Here is a 19,377-nt window from a genome sequence, read left to right on the forward strand (position 1 = left end):
CTTACTCCACCGGCAACACCGACGCCGGGTCCCGGCTGGCCCGCACCAGATCCGGCGACCCCGCCACCAGTTCGCCATGGAAACCGCGCCGCAGCATGCCGGTCCAGCCGTTCATCCAGTCATTGGCTTCGCGGACGAAGCGCTCGGCGGCCGGGCTCTGCGGCAGCGTCTGCTTCAGCCACTGCTCGGGCGGGGCGGGCAGGTTCATCGTGCCCTTGCGCGCGGGGCTGAGCAGGATGGTCACGTTCTCGATATTCGCGCCGCGATCGGCCGAGGCCTCGGCGTAATTCCAGGTCGCGACCAGCATGACATAGGGAATCGGGAAGCCCATGACATGCAGCCGGTTGAACGCGGTCAGGATATCCACACTGTCGCTCAGCGGCTGGCCGGCGATCTGGACGTGGCTGGTGAACCAGCATTCCATGACCTTGGGGTCGGTCGTGATCAGCTTCGACAGATAGTTCCGGTCGTCATGGCAGCCATTGTTCATGGCATCGACGGTCGAAAGCGGCAGGGATTGCGTGCTGCCGCGCGCGATCACCACCCCCGTCACCATCCCGTCTTCCGCGCGCACCAGCACGTTGCTCTGCAATTCGCCATGCGGGCCGCTCGTGGTCGTCAGGACCGGATGCCATACGCCCGCCGGCAGCGGCAGTACGCGGCCGGCGAACGGGATCGCACCCGTCAGGTCGGACGTGATCGGGGGGGCCGCGACCTGCGTGCCGCCCGGCGGCTGGGCCGCGCCCTGGGCCGCCCCTTGGGGCGGCCCGCCGTCGGCCTGCTGCGCGGGGGGCGCCCCCGCGTCGGGGGCGGCACCGTTGTCGGCCTGGGCGGCGGGGGCATCGCGTCCCAGCGTCCGGTTGATCCGGTCGATGACCGGATGCAGCGCCGGAATCGCCCGCATCAGATAGGGCGGGGGATACAGCAGGGCCAGCACCACGAAGATCGGGATACCGAAGACGCAGCTCCGCCACAGCGGCGCGCGATTCCAGAGGCGGGAGGCAGCGGACATTCAGACGGACCGTGACGAAGGGATGGAGCGGATCAGCGCAGCACGCGTGCCCGCTGCGCGTCGGCGTCGTTCGCGATTTCCGCGGTGACGCCGTTCTCGCCCGATACGACGCGGACCAGCTTGGCCCCCTGCTGCCGCGCGGAAATCAGCGAATCGCTCATCATGTCCTCGATCGAACGGACCAGGTCGCGGGCGCTGGCCGAGGCCCCCATGCGATCCTGCCGCCGCATGACCTCGAACAGCAGCGACGCATCGATGCCGCCGGTTTCCACCCTCAACCCGTAACTCTCGATCATCGCCTCGATTTCCAGCGCGGCGACGCGGGCGACATCCAGCCCGGTCAGCGCACGGAAGACGAAGATCCGGTCCAGCCGGTTCAGCACCTCGGGCGCGAATCCGGCCTGGCGCAGGGCCTCGACCGATTCGGCGCGCATGCGGTCGGGTTCGTCGGCCAGGCGGTCGGCGATTTCCGACAGGGCATCGGTCGCGATGTTGGACGTCAGGACGAAGATCGCGCGGACGGTCGAAACCTGCTGGCCGGTCGAGGCCTCGGTGACATGCCCGTCGTTCCACGCGGTCAGGAACTTCTTGAAGACGTCGGGATGCGCTTTCTCGATCTCGTCCAGCAGCACGACGGCGTCGGGCTTTTCCTTCAGCCCGCCGGTCAGCTTGCCGAACGTGTCGGACCCGACATAGCCCTTGGGCGATCCGAACAACTGGGTCGCGGCGTGGGGCGAGCTCATCTGCGTCATGTCGAAATGCAGCAGCGGCCGGTCCAGTTGCCGGGCCATCTGCTTGGCCAGATAGGTCTTGCCGGTGCCCGGCGGCCCGGCCAGCAGGAAGATGCCCACCGGCTTGCCGCGCACCTGCAGCGCCATGCGGCGGCGCAACTGGGCGGCGATATCCTCGCACACCTGATCCTGCCCGATCACCCGGGCCCGCAGGCTCGCCGCCAGTTCCTCGGCGTCGATGACCGTTTCCTTCTGCTCGCGCGCCATCATTTCTTCCAGCGCGGTGCGGTTGGTCAGCCTGGCCAGTACATCCATCATCCACCCCCGTCGGCGTCGCAGCCCCTTGCGCGCCAGCCGTTCGGCGCGGGTCTCGAACATCAGACCCGCCAGGACCAGCAGGCTGCTCCCGGCCGTCAGCACGGGAAAGGCCGGCGCACACCATTCCATGAAATGTGTCAGACTGGCGAGAGAAAGATGCAGCGACGCCGCCGCCTGCAAGCTCGCCAGGATCAGGAAAATGACCATCATCACCGGCATCAGCCGGTTCAGGGCGGGCAGAAGAGCCTTCATTGGACGATCACATCCAGAACAAGCATCTCGTCCCGATGGATAATGGGCAGCGGCGTCGGCCCCAGGACGGTGATGGCCCCGGGCGCCAGCCCGGCGACGCCGGGATCGGAGACGGGGACGATATCGACTTCGCCGGAAATGCGGATGGGCAGCAGGACGGTGCGCGGCTGCGCGGTCAGCGGCACGGTCTGCGTGATGCCGCCCGAGCTGAGGGTGACGACCCCGCCGGTCCCGCCCTGGTCGTAGATCGGCATGCGCACCAGCCGGTATTCGCGCTTGCGGATGCCGGCCAGGATGCGCGCCTGCTGGTCGGGCGTCAGCCCCGACTGCTGCAGCGCGCGCGGCGCATTGTCGGGCGAGATCATGGCGAATTGCTGCGTGCTGTTCAGCACATGGGCGCTTCCGGCGGCGCCTGCCGCGCCATCGGCGCTGATCGCGGGGGCGGGGGCCGGCTGGGCCTGTTCATGGGCCATGCGGGCGCTGAAGCCGGCAATGACGATCACGCCGGCCGCCAGTCCGTACCACAGCGGCCGGGCCTTGCCGGGGCCGGCTTCGTCGGGGGTTGCGCGGGGCTCGGGATCGGGCGTCGGCCTCATTCCGGCATCATGCGTTTGGCCCGTGCCACGGTGCAAGTATCGAAACGGCGATGTGATTGTAATGTAATGTACCGCGCCGCCACGCCGCCCGCGCGCCCGGCGGGGGGATGTACGGGCACCTTGCGAAACCTTCCGTTGTGTCCTATATCGACCTCATTCCTTCATCTTCCGCTTTTTTGGGGGGTGGCCTGACCGGCCGCCTTTTTTGTTTTGGACGCAGACCTTCCCTACCTGACCGGCCTGGACGCCAAGGTGGCCGCCATCGTGGCGCCCGTCCTGGCCGACATGGGATTCGAACTGGTCCGGGTGGCGATCCTGGGCCGGGAAAGCCCGACCGTGCAGATCATGGCCGACCGTGCCGACGGCACGCTGATCGCGATCGAGGATTGCGAGCAGATCAGCCACGCGGTGGGCGCGGTGCTGGATGTCGAGGACCCGCTGCCCGGCGCCTGGACGCTCGAGGTCTCGTCGGCGGGAATCGACCGTCCCCTGACGCGGGCGAAGGACTGGACGCGCTTCGCGGGCCACCTGGCGAAGGCCGAGGTGAATATCCCGATCGACGGCCGCAAGCGGTTTTCCGGCATCCTGCTGGGGGCCGAGGACGGGTTCGGGCGCCTGCGCCTGGAAGACGGGACCGAGGTGGCGCTGCCGCTGTCGGACATGCGCCGCGCGCGGCTGGTCCTGACCGATGAATTGATCGCGGCCAGTGCCCATATGATGCGCGCGCCCGGTGGGGCCCCGGAAGAGGGCGAGGAAGATACTACGGAAGCGGCCCCCGAAGGGGCCGGAAAATCCCCGAAGCCCGGCCGGCGGCCGGCGCGCAAGACTCACTGAGACGTCCTGGAGGCTCTGATGGATACGTCCGTTTCCCGTCCCGAACTGCTGCTGGTGGCCGATGCCGTCGCGCGTGAGAAGGCGATCGACCGGGAGGAGGTTCTGGAGGCGATGGAACAGGCCATCCAGAAGGCCGGCCGCGCCAAGTACGGGCACGAAAAGGATATCCGCGCGACCATCGACCGCAAGACCGGCGACGTCCGCCTGTCCCGCTGGACCGAGGCCGTCGAGGAGGTGGAGAACGAGGAAACCCAGATCCCGCTCCACATCGCCCGCAAGTTCAAGCCCGAGATCCAGCTGGGCGAACATCTGGTCGATCCGCTGCCGCCGATCGATTTCGGCCGCATCGCGGCGCAGACCGCCAAGCAGGTGATCGTCCAGCGCGTGCGCGAATACGAGCGCAAGCGCCAGTATGACGAATTCAAGGACCGCGTGGGCGAGATCGTGAACGGCACGGTCAAGCGCACCGAATACGGAAACCTGATGGTCGAGATCGGCAGTTCCGAGGCGCTGCTGCGCCGGGACGAGCTGATCCCCCGCGAAAGCTTCCGCAATTCGGACCGCGTGCGCGCCTATATCTATGATGTGCGTGACGAGCCGCGCGGGCCGCAGATCTTCCTGTCGCGCACCCATCCCGCCTTCCTGGCGAAGCTGTTCGCTCAGGAAGTGCCGGAAATCTACGACGGCATCATCGAAATCAAGGCCGTCGCCCGCGACCCGGGATCGCGCGCCAAGATGGCGGTGATTTCCCGCGACGCGTCGATCGACCCGGTGGGCGCCTGCGTGGGCATGCGCGGATCGCGCGTCCAGGCGGTGGTGCAGGAACTGCAGGGCGAGAAGATCGACATCATTCCCTGGAGCCCGCAGGCCGCGACCTTCGTGGTCAACGCGCTGGCGCCGGCGGAAGTGACCAAGGTCGTGATGGACGAGGAAGCTGGCCGGGTCGAGGTCGTGGTGCCTGACGAGCAGCTCAGCCTGGCGATCGGCCGGCGCGGGCAGAATGTCCGCCTGGCCAGCCAGCTCACCCGCTGGGACATCGACATCCTGACCGAGGCCGAGGAATCGGAACGCCGGCAGGAAGAATTCCGCCGTCGCAGCGGCCTGTTCGTCGAGGCGCTGGACGTGGACGACGTCATCGCCGGCCTGCTGGTGACCGAAGGCTTCCATTCGATCGAGGAACTGGCCTATGCCGACCCCGACGAACTGGCCGAGATCGAGGGCTTCGACGAGGACGTGGCCGGCGAACTGGTCCGCCGGGCCGAGGGCTTCCTGGCCCGGCGCGAGGACGAGCTGGACGAGAAGCGGCGCGGCCTCGGGGTGTCGGACGATGTCGCGGCGCTGGGCGTGTTCTCGAACCAGATGCTGGTGACGCTGGGCGAGAAGGGTGTGAAGTCGCTGGACGACCTGGCCGACCTGGCGGGCGACGAACTGGTCGAGATCCTGGGCGGCGAGGTCATCGACGAGGAAGCGGCGAACGAGATCATCATGGCCGCCCGCGCGCACTGGTTCGAAGGCGAGGAAGCCGCCGGGGAAGCCGCCCGAGAAGCTTCTGGGGAGACGGCCGAAGGCCGGGAGGCGTCGGACGTCTGATCACGAAGCCGCACCCGACCGGGCGATGCGAGACATGGAAACGGATGCCGACCAGGACAGGGATGACGAACGCGGGCCGCTGCGGCGCTGCATCGTCACCCGCGACCGGGCGGCGCCCGAGACGATGCTGCGTTTCGTGCTGTCACCTGACCGGATTGTGACGCCCGATCTTTCCGCGCGTCTGCCCGGACGGGGAATCTGGTTGAGCGCGCGGCGGGATGTGCTAGAAACGGCGCGGACACGGGGGGCATTCGCACGCGCCGCCCGTGGGCAGGTCGTCGTTCCGCCCGACCTGGACAAGATCCTGGAAGCCGGACTGGTGCGCCGGATGCTGGAAACGGTGGGACTCGCACGGCGGGCCGGTCAGGTGACCTACGGCTTCGCCAAGGTGCGGGAATGGATAACGGGCGGTCGCGCCGGTCTGATCATTCAGGCCGAGGACGGCAGCCCGGACGAGAGGACGAGGTTGTTGTCCGGCGCACGGGACCTTCCGATAGCGGTTGTTCCTACGGCGGCGGGTCTGGGGGCGGCATTCGGCCGTGACCATGTCGTGCACGCGGCGATGTCGTGTGGCGAACTGGCACGTCGTGTCCGCGTCGATAATGAACGTTATGCGGGGCTGTCCGGCAGGGCGGTCCCGGGTTCGGCGGACCGATCCACCGAACTTGGGTGAACAGGCGGGTACATGAGCGAAGGCAACGATCAGGATCAGGGTAAGGGACGCTTGTCCTTGCGGCCGGCGGGCCGGAAGGATGTCGGACGGACGGTTGATGCCGGTTCCGTGCGGCAGAGTTTCAGCCATGGTCGTTCGAAGGTGGTGCAGGTCGAGGTGCGCAAGAAGCGCGGCCCCGGTCCGGCCCCCGCGGGCAGCGGCTCCGGTTCGTCCGGTGGCGGGCGCGCCGGCGGGCGGGGCGGCAGTGGTGGCCGGGCGCTGACGGCGTCCGAACTGGCCACCCGCCAGCGCGTGCTGGAAGAACAGCGGGCCGAGGCCGTCCGGCGCGAGCAGGAACGGCGCGAACAGGAAAAGATCATGATCCTGTCCGCGGCCGAGGAAGCGCGCCGGCGGGACGAGGAAGCGCGCCGCGCGGCCGAGGACGAGGTCCGCGAGAAGGAAGAGGCCGCCGCCCGCGCCCGTGAGGAAGAGGCCGAGCGCCGCGCCAGCGCGCAGGCCCACGGCCAGGCGGGGACCCCGTCCCGGGCCGAGCCCGAGCCCGAAAGCAGCGGACCGGTCGTGTCGGCGGTGCCGATTCCCGGCGCGGTCACGCTGGCCCCGCCGATGGAGCGCCTGCGCCCGCTGGCCGAACGCGCCATCATGCCGGCCCGCCCGGTCACGCCCAGCCGTCCGGCGACGCCGGCCGCGACCCCGCAGGCCCCGGGCGAGACCCTGCGCCTGCGCACCGGCCGCGTTGGAGAGGCAGAGGACGATCGCCGTCCGGCGCGCCGTCCCGGCGGCGGCATCGCCCCGGGGCGCAAGCCGTCCGGCGCGTCGCCCAAGAAGGGTGGCGACAGCCGCCGTTCGGGCCGCATCGACGTGCAGGCCGCGATCGAGGGTGACGACGACAAGACGCGTTCGCTGGCCTCGGTCCGGCGCCAGCGCGAACGCGAACGCCGCCAGGCGGAACTGGAGCGCCTGCGCGCCGACCAGGTCCGCGTGGTGCGTGACGTCATCCTGCCCGAGACGATCACGGTGCAGGAACTGGCGAACCGCATGGCCGCCCGCCAGGGCGAGGTCATCAAGGCCCTGATGAAGATGGGCGTGATGGCGACCGTGACCCAGTCGCTGGATGCCGATACCGCCGAACTGGTGGTCCAGGAATTCGGCCACCGTGTCCGCCGCGTCGCCGACAGCGACGTCGAAATCGGCATCGAGGGGATCGAGGACCAGCCGGAAGACCTGCTGCCGCGTCCGCCGGTCGTCACCGTCATGGGCCATGTCGACCACGGCAAGACGTCGCTGCTGGACGCGCTGCGCACGACCGACGTCGCGGCGGCCGAAGCCGGCGGCATCACGCAGCATATCGGCGCCTATCAGGTGACGTTGCCCTCCGGGTCGAAGATCACCTTCATCGACACTCCGGGTCACGAGGCGTTCACCGCCATGCGTGCCCGCGGCGCCTCGGTGACGGACGTGGTCGTGCTGGTCGTGGCGGCGGATGACGGCGTGATGCCGCAGACGATCGAGGCGATCCGGCATGCCAAGGCCGCGAACGCCCCGATCATCGTCGCCATCAACAAGTGCGACAAGCCGGGTGCGAACCCCGAGCGCGTGCGCCAGGAACTGCTGTCGCACGAGATCGTGGTCGAATCGATGGGCGGCGACACCCAGGATGTCGAGGTCTCGGCGCTGAAGCGCACCGGGTTGGACAAGCTGGAAGAAGCGATCCTGCTGCAGGCGGAAATGCTCGACCTGCGGGCCAATCCGGACCGCGTGGCCGAGGGCTCGGTGATCGAAAGCCGTCTGGATCGCGGTCGCGGTCCGGTGGCGACCGTGCTGGTCCAGAAGGGCACGCTGCGGCGTGGCGACATCGTGGTGGCCGGCGCCGAATGGGGCCGCGTCCGTGCGATGCTGGACGATCGCGGCCGGCAGATCCAGGAAGCGGCGCCCGCCATGCCGGTGGAAATCCTCGGCATCGCCGGGGTGCCGGGTGCCGGCGAGCCGTTCGTGGTGGTGGATAACGAGAATCGCGCCCGCGAAATCTCGGAATTCCGCCAGCGCGTGATCCGCGACCGCACGGCGGCCGGCCAGACCGCCGCCCGCGGCACGCTGGACCAGATGCTGGCCCGCATCCAGGCCGGCGCGCAGAAGGAAGTCGCCGTCCTGATCAAGGCCGACGTCCAGGGTTCGGCCGAGGCGCTGCAGGCCACGGTGCTGAAGCTGGAGCATGAGGAGGTCAAGGTCCGCGTGCTGACGGCCGGCGTCGGCCAGATCACCGAAAGCGACGTGCAGCTCGCCAAGGCGTCGGATGCGGTCATCATCGCGTTCAACGTCCGCGCCACGACGCAGGCCCGCGAACTGGCCCAGCGCGAAGGCGTGGATATCCGCTACTACTCGATCATCTATCAGGTCGCGGACGACGTCGAACAACTGGTCAAGGGCAAGGTGGCGCCGAAGCACCGCGAGAAGTTCCTCGGCTATGCCGAGATCCGCAAGGTGTTCGACATCACCAAGGTCGGCAAGGTCGCCGGCTGCTACGTCACCGAGGGCGTGGTCAAGCGCGGCTGCGGCGTGCGCCTGCTGCGTGACAACGTCGTCGTTCATGAAGGCGAGCTCAGCCAGCTCAAGCGCTTCAAGGACGATGTCAAGGAAGTGGCGCGCGGCTACGAGTGCGGCCTGTCCTTCGCGGGTTACAACGACCTGCGCGAAGGCGACATGGTCGAGTGCTACGAGATGGAACTGGTTCCCGCATGAGCCGTAACGCCTCACGCGGCAAGGTGAACACGGCGGGGCCGGCGGGGAAACTCGCCGGCCATGCTGCTTCCGGGCCCACGCAACGCCAGTTGCGCGTGGGCGAGGAAGTGCGCCGCATGCTGGCCGACCTGTTCGCCCGCACGGAATTCCGCGATCCCGAGCTGGTCGATGTCCGCATCACGGTGACCGAGGTCCGGATCTCGCCCGACCTGAAGCACGCCACCGCCTTCGTCGCCCGGCTGGGCCGCAGCGACGTCGAAACCCTGCTGCCGGCGCTCAAGCGCGTGGCGCCGTTCCTGCGCTCGCGCCTGTCCACCGGCCTGCGCCTGCGGGGGGTGCCGGAAATCCATTTCCAGCCGGACACCGCGCTGGATTACGCGATGGAAGTCGATGCGCTGCTGCGGCAGCCGGACGTCGCGCGGGATCTGGATTGAGCCTGAGCGGGCCTCGACTTACCCCGGCACCGACTACTTCCCCTCCCCGACCAGCAGAACCCCCGGCGTCCGACGCACGGTCCGGGCCGCGTCATGCAGCGCCGCGCCGGCGGCCGCGATGTCGCGCCCGGTCGTGGCCAGGTCTGTGCGCGCGGTATCGGCGTCCAGCGCGCGCAGATCGGCCTGTACCTGCCGCGCCTCCACTATCACGGCATGCGCTCCCCGGGCGACGGCGGACATGTCCGCACCCCGATCATGGACCTGACGCCGGGCGGTTGCCTGCAGGTGATCGATATCGGTGTGGGTGACGGCCCAGGCGCGGCCGGTCTGCGTCTCCGCCCGGTTCAGGGCGGCAGCGGTGGCGTGTGCCCGGTCGCGCACGTCCAGAAAGCCGGCGCGCATGGGTGGCAGGGTGGCATCCATCCGGGTGGCGATGTTCCGGCCGTCCGCCCGTGCCTGCTGCCATTGTGCCGCCATGGCGTGGATCGGCAGGGTGGCCAGAGTGCGGCGCAGCACCTGCCAGTGGGATTCGCGGGCTGGGATTTCAATCAGATGTGACAGGCCGGGATGCGGCGGCGGGGACGGTCCGGGGGCGAAATCCAGGTCGATCCCGCTGCGTCCGACAACCAGGCTCTGGGAATGCAGGTGCGCCTGCAATCCGTCCCGCACCAGGTCGGCCAGGGCGATACGGCGCGGCCGGGACGTGCCGGGTGGCGGGATGACGCGGATCAGGTCGGGCCGGACGCGGATCGTGACCGGAATGATGGTCCGGCCCCGCGCGGGATCGGGCAGGACGTTCACCTGTTCGACCCGGCCCAGCGCCACGCCGCGGAATGTGACCGGCGCGCCGGCGCTCAGTCCCGGGACCGGGGTGTCGAAGACGACCAGCGCCCGTTCGGTCCGGGTCAGCAGGCCGAACCGCCCGAACGATCCCAGGATCGCGATCCCCGTTCCGATCCCGCACAAAATAAAGAGCAGGACGGCCAGTGCTGTCGGTTGCCGTGTCATCCGGTCTGTTTTGAGTACCCGTTCCGCCAAGGGAAACCTGGCATGGCACAATCCGGCATTGCTCCCTAGTCAGGGCTCGTCTACACGCACGCCTCTTCCGAGGTTCTGAAAAAAGGTTCTGCCCCATGCGACGCAAGCGCGGACGCCCGATCGACGGCTGGCTGGTCATCGACAAGCCGTCGGGCATGACATCGACCGATGTCGTCAACCGGGTGAAGCGCCTGTTCGACGCCCGCAAGGCGGGGCACGGCGGCACGCTGGACCCGCTGGCGACGGGGCTGCTGCCCATCGCCTTCGGCGCGGCCACCAAGACCGTGCCCTACATCATGGACGGCACCAAGCGCTATGAATTCACCCTGCGCCTGGGCGAGGCCCGCGACACCGACGACGCCGAGGGCGCGGTGATCGAAACGTCCGACGTCCGCCCGACCGACGATGCGTTCCGCGCGGCGCTGCCGGCCTTTCGCGGCGACATCATGCAGGTGCCCCCCATCTATTCCGCGATCAAGGTGGCGGGCGAGCGCGCCTATGACATGGCGCGCGAGGGCCGGGCCCCCGACCTGCCGCCCCGCCCGGCGCGGGTCGACCGGTTCGACCTGGTGGCGCGCCCGGACGCCGACACCGCGATCTTCGCCGTCGAATCCGGCAAGGGCGTCTATATGCGCTCGCTGGCGCGCGACATCGCGCGGGCATGCGGTACCGTGGGGCACGTGGCGGCGCTGCGCCGGCTGCGGGTCGGCCCGTTTTCCGAGGCGGATGCAATTCTTCTGGACAAAATTGTCCCAAGCGACGACAACGCGCCTGCCTCACCGGATCTGCTGCTTCCGGTCGCGACCGCGCTGGCCGACATCCCGGCGCTGGCCTTGACCCATGAAGAAGCGGATGCCCTGTCACACGGGCGGGCGGTCAGCCTGCTCGACCTGATGGGACGGATACCGGACGCCGTCGATCCCGCATGCGGGATCGTGCGGGGAATGGACGGGGCGCGCGTGATCGGGCTCTGCCGGCTGGAAGATGGCTGGCTGCGTCCGGACCGCATGCTTTAACCGAATCTGATATGGAGAACACGATGTCGATTACCGCAGAGCGCCGTACGGCGCTGATCGGCGAATACCAGACTGCCGCCACGGATACCGGCTCGCCGGAAGTCCAGGTCGCGCTGCTGAGCGAACGGATCACCAACCTGACCGAGCACCTGAAGACCCACGCGAAGGATTTCCATTCGCGTCGCGGCCTGCTGGTGATGGTCGGCAAGCGCCGTGGCCTGCTGGACTACCTGAAGCGCAAGGATCAGGCCCGGTACCAGACCCTGATCGGCCGCCTGGGCCTGCGCCGCTGATCTGTCGCGCGATCGGGCGGGGCCGTGCGGTGCATGGCCGTGTGTGATCGCGCCGGTCCGTCCCGCCGGCGGGGTGGCTCGGCCGCCCCGCACCGGCTGGACGGCCACACCCGCCGCCCAATCGTGGGCCGGGCAACATGCTGCCGCCATGTCGGTGGAGACATCCGGACCGGGTCGCAGCGTTTCAGGCCACATGGTGTATTGATGGGCAACCGTCATCGCTCCATGCCGTCCGAGACGCTGTCATTCCTCCCGTCGTCCGGGGACCTCCGACCCGCCTGGGCCGGCCGCCGGACAGGGAATGTCTGAATGTTCAATTACTACCGCAAGGAAATCGAGTGGGGCGGCCGTCCGCTGGTGCTGGAAACGGGCAAGATCGCCCGCCAGGCCGACGGCGCCGTGGTCGTGACCTATGGCGACACGGTCGTGCTGTGCACCGCCGTCGGCGCCCGCAGCGTCAAGCCGGGCCAGGATTTCTTCCCGCTGACCGTCAACTACCAGGAAAAGGCCTTCGCGGCCGGCAAGATCCCGGGTGGGTTCTTCAAGCGCGAGGGCCGTCCGTCCGAGATCGAGGTCCTGAATTCCCGCCTGATCGACCGTCCGATCCGCCCCCTGTTCCCCGAGAACTTCCGCAACGAGGTGCAGGTCGTAGCCACGGTGCTGAGCCACGACCTGGAGAACGATCCCGCGATCGCGGCGCTGATCGGCTGCTCGGCCGCGCTGACGCTGTCGGGCATCCCGTTCTTCGGTCCGGTGGCGGCCTGCCGCGTCGGTTACGCGGACGGGGCCTATATCCTGAACCCGACCCTGCCCGAAATGAAGGAAAGCGCGCTGGACCTGGTCGTCGCCGGTACGTCCGAAGGCGTGCTGATGGTCGAGTCCGAGGCGAGCGAACTGAGCGAAGACGTCATGCTGGGCGCCGTGACCTTCGGGCATGAAGCGTTCCAGGCCGTCATCGACGCCATCATCTCGCTGGCCGAGCATGCGGCCAAGGCACCGTGGGACCTGGCCGAGCCGTCGGCCGAGGAAATCGCGCTGAAGCAGCGGATCGACACGCTGGGCCGCGCCGCGATCGCCGAGGCGTATCAGGAGCGCGTGAAGCAGCAGCGCTACAAGAAGGTCGGCGCCGCCAAGGAAGCCGTGCTGGCGGCCCTGGCCACCGAAGGGCTGGACGTCACCGCGGCCAAGCCGATCCTGAAGGATCTGGAAGCCGACGTGGTGCGCAGCGCGGTGCTGGATACCGGCTACCGCATTGACGGCCGCGACCTGAAGACGGTCCGCCCGATCGTCTCCGAGGTCGGCATCCTGCCGCGCGCCCATGGTTCGGCCCTGTTCACCCGTGGCGAGACCCAGGCCCTGGTCGTCGCCACCCTGGGCACCGCCCAGGACGAGCAGGTGATCGACGCGCTGGAAGGCGAATACCGCACCAACTTCATGCTGCACTACAACTTCCCCCCCTATTCGGTGGGTGAATGCGGCCGCATGGGCTCGCCCGGCCGGCGCGAGATCGGGCATGGCAAGCTGGCCTGGCGCGCGATCCATCCGCTGCTGCCCGGCAAGGACACCTTCCCGTACACGATGCGCATCGTGTCCGAGATCACCGAGAGCAACGGATCGTCCTCGATGGCCACGGTCTGCGGCACCTCGCTGGCGCTGATGGATGCGGGCGTGCCGCTGAAGCGTCCGGTGGCGGGCATCGCCATGGGCCTGATCAAGGAAGATCGCGGCTTCGCCGTGCTGTCCGACATCCTGGGTGACGAGGATCACCTGGGCGACATGGACTTCAAGGTCGCGGGCACCGAATCCGGCATCACCGCGCTGCAGATGGACATCAAGATCACGTCCATCACGCCCGAGATCATGAAGATCGCCCTGGGCCAGGCGCGCGACGGCCGCCTGCACATCCTGGGCGAGATGTCCAAGGCGCTGACCGAAGGCCGTTCGGACGTGTCCTCCACCGCGCCGAAGATCACCACGATCTCGGTGCCGAAGGAAAAGATCCGTGACGTGATCGGCCAGGGCGGCAAGGTGATCCGCGAGATCGTTGAATATTCGGGTGCCAAGATCGATATCAACGATGACGGCACGATCATGATCGCGGCCTCGTCCGAAGATCAGGCCACCCGCGCGATCGAACGGATCCGCGGCATCGTGGCCGAGCCCGAGCTGGGCGCGATCTACACCGGCAAGGTGGTCAAGACCGCCGATTTCGGTGCGTTCGTGAACTTCCTGGGCGCGCGCGACGGCCTGGTCCATATCTCGGAACTGGCGCAGGGCCGGGTGGCGAAGACCACGGACGTCGTCAACCAGGGCGACGTGGTGAAGGTCAAGGTCCTGGGCTTCGACGATCGCGGCAAGGTCAAGCTGTCGATGCGGGTCGTCGACCAGCAGACCGGCGCGGACATCACCGAGTCCGTCGGCGAGCGCCCGGGCCGTCCGGCACGCTGAGGCCGGGCGCCAAGGCCGGGTGGCGGCGCGGGGCCCGGGTTCCGCACCGCCGCTTCCCGCCCGTCCGGGCGGGGCACACGCAGTAAAGTCCCGGCCCAGCGGGCCGGGGCGATGACGATAGGGTGATGATGAAGGCGATCAATGCGATCCGCATGGGCGGGGTGGATGTCCTGCCGCTGATCGAAGGTGGAAAGGGCGTGTCGGTTTCGACCGGCATATCGTCCGGACATTGGGCGGCGGCAGGTGGCGCCGGCACCGTGTCGATCGTCAACGCCGATTCGTACGACGAACAGGGTCGTCCGGTTCCGCAGGTCTATCACGGCCGGACCCGGCGGGAACGGCACGAGGAACTGATCCGCTACGCCATCCGGGGCGGCGTCGCCCAGGCCCGCATCGCCCACGACCTTTCGGGTGGCCGGGGCCGCGTCCACGCCAACATCCTGTGGGAAATGGGCGGGGCCGAGGACGTGATCACCGGCGTGCTGGAAGAAGCACCCGGCCTGATCCACGGCCTGACCTGCGGGGCGGGCATGCCCTATCGCCTGTCGGGCATCGCGATGCGGTTCGGCATCCATTATTATCCCATCGTGTCGTCCGCCCGGGCCTTCAATGCCCTGTGGAAGCGCTCGTTCCACAAGAGCGCCGACCTGCTGGGCGGCGTGGTGTACGAGGACCCGTGGCGGGCCGGCGGCCATAACGGCCTGTCGAACACCGAGGACCCGGGCAGCCCCGAGGACCCGTTTCCGCGCGTCCTGGCGCTGCGCAAGCTGATGCGCACCTTCGGCCTGGACGACACCCCGATCATCATGGCCGGCGGCGTATGGTGGCTGGAGGAATGGCAGGACTGGATCGACAGTCCCGAACTGGGGCCGATCGCCTTCCAGTTCGGCACCCGCCCGCTGCTGACGCAGGAAAGCCCGATCCCCGACGCGTGGAAGCGCAAGCTGCTGACGCTGAAGAAGGGCGACGTGTTCCTGAACCGGTTCTCGCCCACCGGCTTCTATTCCTCGGCGGTGAACAACCCGTTCCTGCGGGAACTGCAGGGGCGGTCGGAACGCCAGGTCGCCTATTCCACCGAACCGGTGGGCGAGCATACCGCGTCCTACGGCGTGGGCGCCCGCGCCCGGCAGGTCTTCATGACCGAGGCCGACCGCGAGCATGTCCGCCTGTGGGAACTGGAAGGCTATACCGAGGCGATGCGCACGCCGGATTCCACCCTGATCTTCGTCACGAAGGACAAGGCGCAGGAAATCCTGACCGACCAGGTGGACTGCATGGGCTGCCTGTCGGAATGCCGCTTCTCGAACTGGAGCCAGCGGGGCCCGAACTATACCAACGGCCACAAGGCCGATCCGCGTTCCTTCTGCATCCAGAAGACGCTGCAGGCCGTCGCCCATGCCCACGGGGACACGGGCGATGCGGCGATGGACAACAACCTGATGTTCGGTGGCACGAACGCGTGGCGGTTCGGAACCGATCCGTTCTATGCCAACGGGTTCGTGCCGACGGTGGGGCAACTGGTGGACCGGATTCTCACCGGCCGCTGAGGGAAGGCGAAGGTCGGGCCTTCCCCGAACCCGGCGAGGGCAAAACCTGCCCTCGCCCCCCGGTTCAGGCGAACCGGATATCCAGCGACCGCAGATAGGTCTGCAGCCCGGCATCCTGGATCGGCATCAGGAACGCCTCTTCGTCGCTTTCATTGTAATGGGCGTGCCACAGGCCCGGCGGGGTGATGAAGGCCATGCCCGACTGCCAGTCCTGGCGGATCGGGTTGATGATCTGGCCCTGCGCGTCCAGTGCTTCCCCGATCAGCGTGTAGCAGCCGTCGGGGCAGGACACGATATAGTCCAGCGCCACCGACTGGTGCCGATGGGGCTTCTGCACCGATTGCGCGGGCAGCAGGCCGAACATCGTCCAGATGACATGGGTGATGGTGCGCGTGGCGGGGAACCGGGCATTGCCCAGCAGGACGGATACGCGGCTGCGCGACCGGGCCTCGGGGCTGGCGGCGACGGCGCGCAGTTCGTCCATCGTCCGTTCGGCCGGATACAGCGTGGGCTCGAACCGCGCCTGGTCCGGGCGTACGCCCAGGTAGGCCAGCAACGGCGCGTCATGCACCAGGTACAGCGTCGCGTCGTCACTGGCGGCGTGCGCATAGTCCGTGCCGCCGGGCAGGGCGACGATGTCGCCGCGCTGCCAGTCGACCGACGGCAGGTGCCCGGCATCCGGCACCGTGCGCCCCGCCCCGCGAACGACGTAGAAGACCTGCGACGTTGCGGCGATCTCCGGGCGCAGCGTGTCGCCGGCATCAATCCGCACGAAGGCGGCGCACAGTCCGGGCGACGTCGCCGGCCCGGGGCAGCGCAATTGTTCGGACAGGTCCAGCGGGATGACCCGGCTGGGTCCCTCGGCCCAGGTTTCGGGCCCCCAGGACATGAAGGGCAGCCGGGGCGTCAGCCCGGGCCGGATCGGGTTCGCCGCGCGGCTGTATTCAAACCATTCGGCATCGCGCGTGACGGGCATGGTGGCACGGTCGAGCATCTGCGTTCCTCTTCTCTTTGCCATCCGGTTCTGTGATTTGCCGGACTGGACGCGGACTGTAGGGTACGGGCTCCGCCAGGCGGAACGGCCGGTTCGGGAAAAGAGTTTTGCGCGGTCCGGCACGCGGCGCAGAGACAGGAGGGGATGTGGACTACGTGACCTGCCTGCGCGTGCTGGTCGCCACCGCCGACGGCGGCAGCCTGTCGCGGGCGGCGGGGGTGCTGCATATGACCGTCTCCTCGGTGTCGCGGGCGATCACCGTGCTGGAACAGGACCTGGGCGCCGCCGTCTTCAACCGTTCGACCCGGGGATTGCACCTGACGGAAATCGGCGGCCGGTTCCTGGCCCGGGCGCGCGACATCCTGGCCGAACTGGATGATGCCCGGGCCGAGGCCGCGTCGCTGAACGCCGCCCCCCGGGGCCGCCTGCGGGTGCTGGCCTCGCCATCGGTCGGCCGGGCGGTGATCGCGCCGCTGCTGCCGGGGTTCCTGAAGGCCTATCCCGATATCGACCTCGACCTGCGCAGCGGGCCGGCCGGCGGGGACCTGTCGCACATCCTGATCGAAAGCGGGGCGGATATCGCGGTCGTCACCGGGCGGCCGCCGGATTCCGGCCTGCTGTTCCGGCCGGTGCTGACGGGATCATGGTGGCTGATGGCGCCGCCGGGGCGGGTGCCTGCCGATGCCGGGCCCGATGACCTGTCCGGCTTGCCCTGCCTGGCCCCGTCGGGCCAGGAGGCGGAATGGCGCTGCCATCGTGGCGGCCGGACGGTCGTCCTGCCCACGACAGGGCGGATTACGGCGGATTCGCCGGACATGCTGCGCGCCCTGGCGGCCGCCGGGGCCGGGCTGGCGCTGCTGCCGGACTGGATGTTCCTGCATGCCGCGCCGGGCGAGGCAGGGTTGGAGCGGGTTCTGGCCGACTGGCGCATCACGCCGGCCGCGGATGAATCCTGCGACCTGTCGGCGCTCTATCCCCGCAAGAAGGTGGTGCCGCCCAAGACCCGGGCCTTCGTGACCGCGCTGGGCGCCGCCGGCCGGGCCTTCGATGCGCGGATGATCTGTCTTAAATGATATTCCGCAGGACGATCCGGACGTGTTTTTCACCATGTGCCGTGCTGATGGCGAAGTCCAGCGTGCTTCCGGTCGGCCCTGTCAGAAGCGACCAGATATCTTCGGGCCGCAACGACGCGGCGGTGTGGCCATTGAGGGTATCGACGGTGTCTCCCACATGGATGCCGGCGGTATCGGCCGGGCCACCAGCATACACGACCGATACCGTCCATGCGTGTCCGTCTTCCGTCAGGCGCAGCCCTGCCCGGTTGAAAACATCCTTTTTGCCGTAAAGATGGTTGGGTTCCAGGATGATGCGCTGACGTGCATAGTCGAATGTCAGGTTGAACTGTCTGAGAATACCCAGGCCGATATTGCCCGATACGTCGCGGTTGGCATCAAACCCTGAATGCTGAAGGGAAATTCGTGTGACTGGGTCGTGGACGTCCGCGACGGGGCGTCCGTCCGGTCCGTCGAAGGCCACGGTGTGGACGCGCCTGCGGGCCCAGACCCCGTGCGTCGTGCTGACGGCCGATCCCGAATAGGGAAGGTTCGCCTGGTAGCGTTCTGCAAGATGATAGCGTCGGGCGAAGGGAGCGATCAGCAGCAGCGATCCGTTATCACCCGTATCGACCGCGAATCGCCCGGCTATACCGTCTATGGATCCGAAAATTTCCGGTTGATTATCCTGAAAATGAAAGGGCACGATCATCCCGCCGCCACGATGGACAAAACGATCAGGTTTCGTAAGTGTCATGACCTGTCGGTCGAAGTCGAAATGGACAACGAACCTCTGCAATGTCTCCAGCCCGATGAGCATGCGGTCCGGGTGATTCCTTTCGAACGCATATGTATGAAAGCCGGGGCGGTTCATGACGGCACCCCCGATCGACAGTGTTGCGAGCCTGCCCAGGCTCGTCGTCGAAAATCCTTCTCCGCCACCTGACATTTTCAAATGTCCTGTCGTGTCGGCATGCAGTGCCGCAACAATGGAAGGCTGCAGAAGCAGGCTTCCTCCGCTGTCGAACTCGGCTTCCGCGTTCAGCGTCCCGTTCAGGGTCACTGGTACGATGATCCGGTTGTCCGCGGTCAGGCGGAACGGAACGTCGATCCTGTCCATGCCTTCCGGCATCGCGATGTCCGATCGGGGGCGTCGGGGTATGGAATAACAGTCGTCCGGAACGGACGGATTGATGTCCACCCGATCGATTGTCGTCACGCTGTCGAATGTCGGATCGGACCCGTCGCCGACCCGGATGGAAAATGGAATCGTCAGGCCCGATACGCGGCGATAGTCGCCATAGGTCGTGACCACTCGGTCCTCGGCCTGCTGTTCGTCGATGCGGTACAGCAGGTGGGTCGTCCCGTCTATCCAGGCATCGAATGTCCGCCCACCCTCGGGCGTGGCGGTTATGACGTCATATGCATGCCCGTTCTCGGATCGGGTGCCGGTGCGGGCGATCGTCGCGGGGTGGCGATCAGGGTACCACCATGCCTGTGCGACGCGGAAGGCCTCGCTTTCGGCATCCAGGATGGCGTCTGTGTCCCCCAGCGTGTACGCGATCCCGCTGCGGGGCATGATCCAGGGCGTGACGCCGTCGAATCCCAGCCCACGCGGCGTGGGAAAGGCCGATGTCAATGTCACGGTGCGCCCCGTCATGACATCATCCTCGCGGCTGCCCGGCACGTCCATGCCGCCCGAACGGGTCGTCGTGCGGTAAGCGAGTGTCCTGACGCCGTCCCAGCGATCGCCGCCCGACGCGGCCTTCATCTGCCGCAGGATGCCGATGGCGGGGTCGCTGGTGTCCAACGG

17 protein-coding genes are annotated in these 19,377 nt (G+C 68.1%); 11 read left to right on the forward strand and 6 right to left on the reverse strand.

Features of this window, described 5'->3' with window-relative positions:
• Position 1 precedes the first annotated feature (1 nt).
• Genes GDI_RS06450 through GDI_RS06460 form a run of 3 tightly spaced genes read right to left on the reverse strand, consistent with a single transcriptional unit; the run spans position 2 to position 2,909 of the window.
• Positions 2-1,012: a hypothetical protein gene (locus GDI_RS06450; protein WP_012554122.1), complete on the reverse strand. Its 1,011-nt coding sequence runs from the start codon at positions 1,010-1,012 to the stop codon at positions 2-4.
• A gap of 32 nt (positions 1,013-1,044) precedes the next feature.
• Complete coding sequence (locus GDI_RS06455) at positions 1,045-2,313, reverse strand: AAA family ATPase (protein ID WP_012224606.1); 1,269 nt, start codon at positions 2,311-2,313, stop codon at positions 1,045-1,047.
• On the reverse strand, positions 2,310-2,909 hold the full coding sequence (locus tag GDI_RS06460) for a hypothetical protein (protein WP_012554123.1): 600 nt from the start codon (positions 2,907-2,909) through the stop codon (positions 2,310-2,312). The genes GDI_RS06455 and GDI_RS06460 overlap by 4 nt, the downstream gene beginning before the upstream one ends.
• 210 nt (positions 2,910-3,119) lie before the next feature.
• On the opposite strand from GDI_RS06460, the gene rimP reads away from it, so the two are divergent.
• From rimP to rbfA, 5 genes are read left to right on the forward strand one after another with little or no spacing between them, the layout of a single operon-like run.
• The gene (rimP, locus tag GDI_RS06465) at positions 3,120-3,743 is read left to right on the forward strand and encodes a ribosome maturation factor RimP (protein WP_012554124.1); all 624 of its coding nucleotides are present in this window, start codon (positions 3,120-3,122) and stop codon (positions 3,741-3,743) included.
• An 18-nt stretch (positions 3,744-3,761) separates the two neighbouring features.
• The gene (nusA, locus tag GDI_RS06470) at positions 3,762-5,333 is read left to right on the forward strand and encodes a transcription termination factor NusA (protein ID WP_012224609.1); all 1,572 of its coding nucleotides are present in this window, start codon (positions 3,762-3,764) and stop codon (positions 5,331-5,333) included.
• 34 nt (positions 5,334-5,367) lie between these two features.
• Positions 5,368-6,006: an RNA-binding protein gene (locus GDI_RS06475; RefSeq protein ID WP_390614168.1), complete on the forward strand. Its 639-nt coding sequence runs from the start codon at positions 5,368-5,370 to the stop codon at positions 6,004-6,006.
• Positions 6,007-6,018: 12 nt separating this feature from the next.
• A complete protein-coding gene (gene infB / locus GDI_RS06480; RefSeq protein WP_012224611.1) occupies positions 6,019-8,742 on the forward strand; it encodes a translation initiation factor IF-2 in 2,724 nt (907 codons plus the stop codon).
• Positions 8,739-9,176 carry a 30S ribosome-binding factor RbfA gene (rbfA, locus tag GDI_RS06485; protein WP_012554125.1) on the forward strand — a complete coding sequence of 146 codons (438 nt, stop codon included), beginning with the start codon at positions 8,739-8,741 and terminating at the stop codon, positions 9,174-9,176. The genes infB and rbfA overlap by 4 nt, the downstream gene beginning before the upstream one ends.
• A gap of 33 nt (positions 9,177-9,209) precedes the next feature.
• On the opposite strand, the gene GDI_RS06490 is transcribed toward rbfA, so the two are convergent.
• Positions 9,210-10,184: an MlaD family protein gene (locus GDI_RS06490; RefSeq protein WP_012224613.1), complete on the reverse strand. Its 975-nt coding sequence runs from the start codon at positions 10,182-10,184 to the stop codon at positions 9,210-9,212.
• Positions 10,185-10,309: 125 nt separating this feature from the next.
• Here GDI_RS06490 and truB point away from each other — a divergent pair, with 125 nt between their 5' ends.
• The 4 genes from truB (at position 10,310) to GDI_RS06510 (ending at position 15,518) form a co-directional block, all read left to right on the forward strand.
• On the forward strand, positions 10,310-11,230 hold the full coding sequence (gene truB, locus GDI_RS06495; protein ID WP_012224614.1) for a tRNA pseudouridine(55) synthase TruB: 921 nt from the start codon (positions 10,310-10,312) through the stop codon (positions 11,228-11,230).
• 23 nt (positions 11,231-11,253) lie between these two features.
• Positions 11,254-11,523 (forward strand): 30S ribosomal protein S15, encoded by a 270-nt coding sequence (gene rpsO / locus GDI_RS06500; RefSeq protein ID WP_012224615.1) that lies wholly within the window; start codon positions 11,254-11,256, stop codon positions 11,521-11,523.
• Between the two features lie 309 nt (positions 11,524-11,832).
• Positions 11,833-13,971 (forward strand): polyribonucleotide nucleotidyltransferase, encoded by a 2,139-nt coding sequence (pnp, locus tag GDI_RS06505; RefSeq protein WP_012224617.1) that lies wholly within the window; start codon positions 11,833-11,835, stop codon positions 13,969-13,971.
• 128 nt (positions 13,972-14,099) lie between these two features.
• On the forward strand, positions 14,100-15,518 hold the full coding sequence (locus GDI_RS06510) for an NAD(P)H-dependent flavin oxidoreductase (RefSeq protein ID WP_012224618.1): 1,419 nt from the start codon (positions 14,100-14,102) through the stop codon (positions 15,516-15,518).
• A gap of 64 nt (positions 15,519-15,582) precedes the next feature.
• Here GDI_RS06510 and GDI_RS06515 read toward each other — a convergent pair whose 3' ends face one another.
• Positions 15,583-16,512, reverse strand: a complete 930-nt coding sequence (locus GDI_RS06515; RefSeq protein WP_012554127.1) for a cupin domain-containing protein — start codon at positions 16,510-16,512, stop codon at positions 15,583-15,585.
• Positions 16,513-16,658: 146 nt separating this feature from the next.
• Here GDI_RS06515 and GDI_RS06520 point away from each other — a divergent pair, with 146 nt between their 5' ends.
• Positions 16,659-17,585, forward strand: coding sequence for a LysR family transcriptional regulator (locus GDI_RS06520; RefSeq protein WP_012554128.1), 927 nt, complete (start codon positions 16,659-16,661; stop codon positions 17,583-17,585).
• On the opposite strand, the gene GDI_RS06525 is transcribed toward GDI_RS06520, so the two are convergent.
• Positions 17,578-18,879 (reverse strand): aspartyl protease family protein, encoded by a 1,302-nt coding sequence (locus GDI_RS06525; protein WP_231854233.1) that lies wholly within the window; start codon positions 18,877-18,879, stop codon positions 17,578-17,580. The two genes, GDI_RS06520 and GDI_RS06525, sit on opposite strands and share 8 nt — an antisense overlap.
• A 226-nt stretch (positions 18,880-19,105) precedes the next feature.
• Here GDI_RS06525 and GDI_RS20225 point away from each other — a divergent pair, with 226 nt between their 5' ends.
• The gene (locus GDI_RS20225) at positions 19,106-19,285 is read left to right on the forward strand and encodes a hypothetical protein (protein WP_231854234.1); all 180 of its coding nucleotides are present in this window, start codon (positions 19,106-19,108) and stop codon (positions 19,283-19,285) included.
• Positions 19,286-19,377: the final 92 nt, after the last annotated feature.

Source organism: Gluconacetobacter diazotrophicus PA1 5, from assembly GCF_000067045.1.
GTDB classification, from domain to species: Bacteria; Pseudomonadota; Alphaproteobacteria; order Acetobacterales; family Acetobacteraceae; genus Gluconacetobacter; species Gluconacetobacter diazotrophicus.

Excerpts from the sequence above, each read along its gene's own strand:
- GDI_RS06450 (WP_012554122.1), bottom strand. The coding sequence starts at position 1,012 with ATGTCCGCTGCCTCCCGCCTCTGGAATCGCGCGCCGCTGTGGCGGAGC.
- GDI_RS06455 (WP_012224606.1), bottom strand. The coding sequence starts at position 2,313 with ATGAAGGCTCTTCTGCCCGCCCTGAACCGGCTGATGCCGGTGATGATG.
- GDI_RS06460 (WP_012554123.1), bottom strand. The coding sequence starts at position 2,909 with ATGAGGCCGACGCCCGATCCCGAGCCCCGCGCAACCCCCGACGAAGCC.
- nusA (WP_012224609.1), top strand. The coding sequence starts at position 3,762 with ATGGATACGTCCGTTTCCCGTCCCGAACTGCTGCTGGTGGCCGATGCC.
- GDI_RS06475 (WP_390614168.1), top strand. The coding sequence starts at position 5,368 with ATGGAAACGGATGCCGACCAGGACAGGGATGACGAACGCGGGCCGCTG.
- infB (WP_012224611.1), top strand. The coding sequence starts at position 6,019 with ATGAGCGAAGGCAACGATCAGGATCAGGGTAAGGGACGCTTGTCCTTG.
- rbfA (WP_012554125.1), top strand. The coding sequence starts at position 8,739 with ATGAGCCGTAACGCCTCACGCGGCAAGGTGAACACGGCGGGGCCGGCG.
- GDI_RS06490 (WP_012224613.1), bottom strand. The coding sequence starts at position 10,184 with ATGACACGGCAACCGACAGCACTGGCCGTCCTGCTCTTTATTTTGTGC.
- truB (WP_012224614.1), top strand. The coding sequence starts at position 10,310 with ATGCGACGCAAGCGCGGACGCCCGATCGACGGCTGGCTGGTCATCGAC.
- rpsO (WP_012224615.1), top strand. The coding sequence starts at position 11,254 with ATGTCGATTACCGCAGAGCGCCGTACGGCGCTGATCGGCGAATACCAG.
- pnp (WP_012224617.1), top strand. The coding sequence starts at position 11,833 with ATGTTCAATTACTACCGCAAGGAAATCGAGTGGGGCGGCCGTCCGCTG.
- GDI_RS06510 (WP_012224618.1), top strand. The coding sequence starts at position 14,100 with ATGAAGGCGATCAATGCGATCCGCATGGGCGGGGTGGATGTCCTGCCG.
- GDI_RS06515 (WP_012554127.1), bottom strand. The coding sequence starts at position 16,512 with ATGCTCGACCGTGCCACCATGCCCGTCACGCGCGATGCCGAATGGTTT.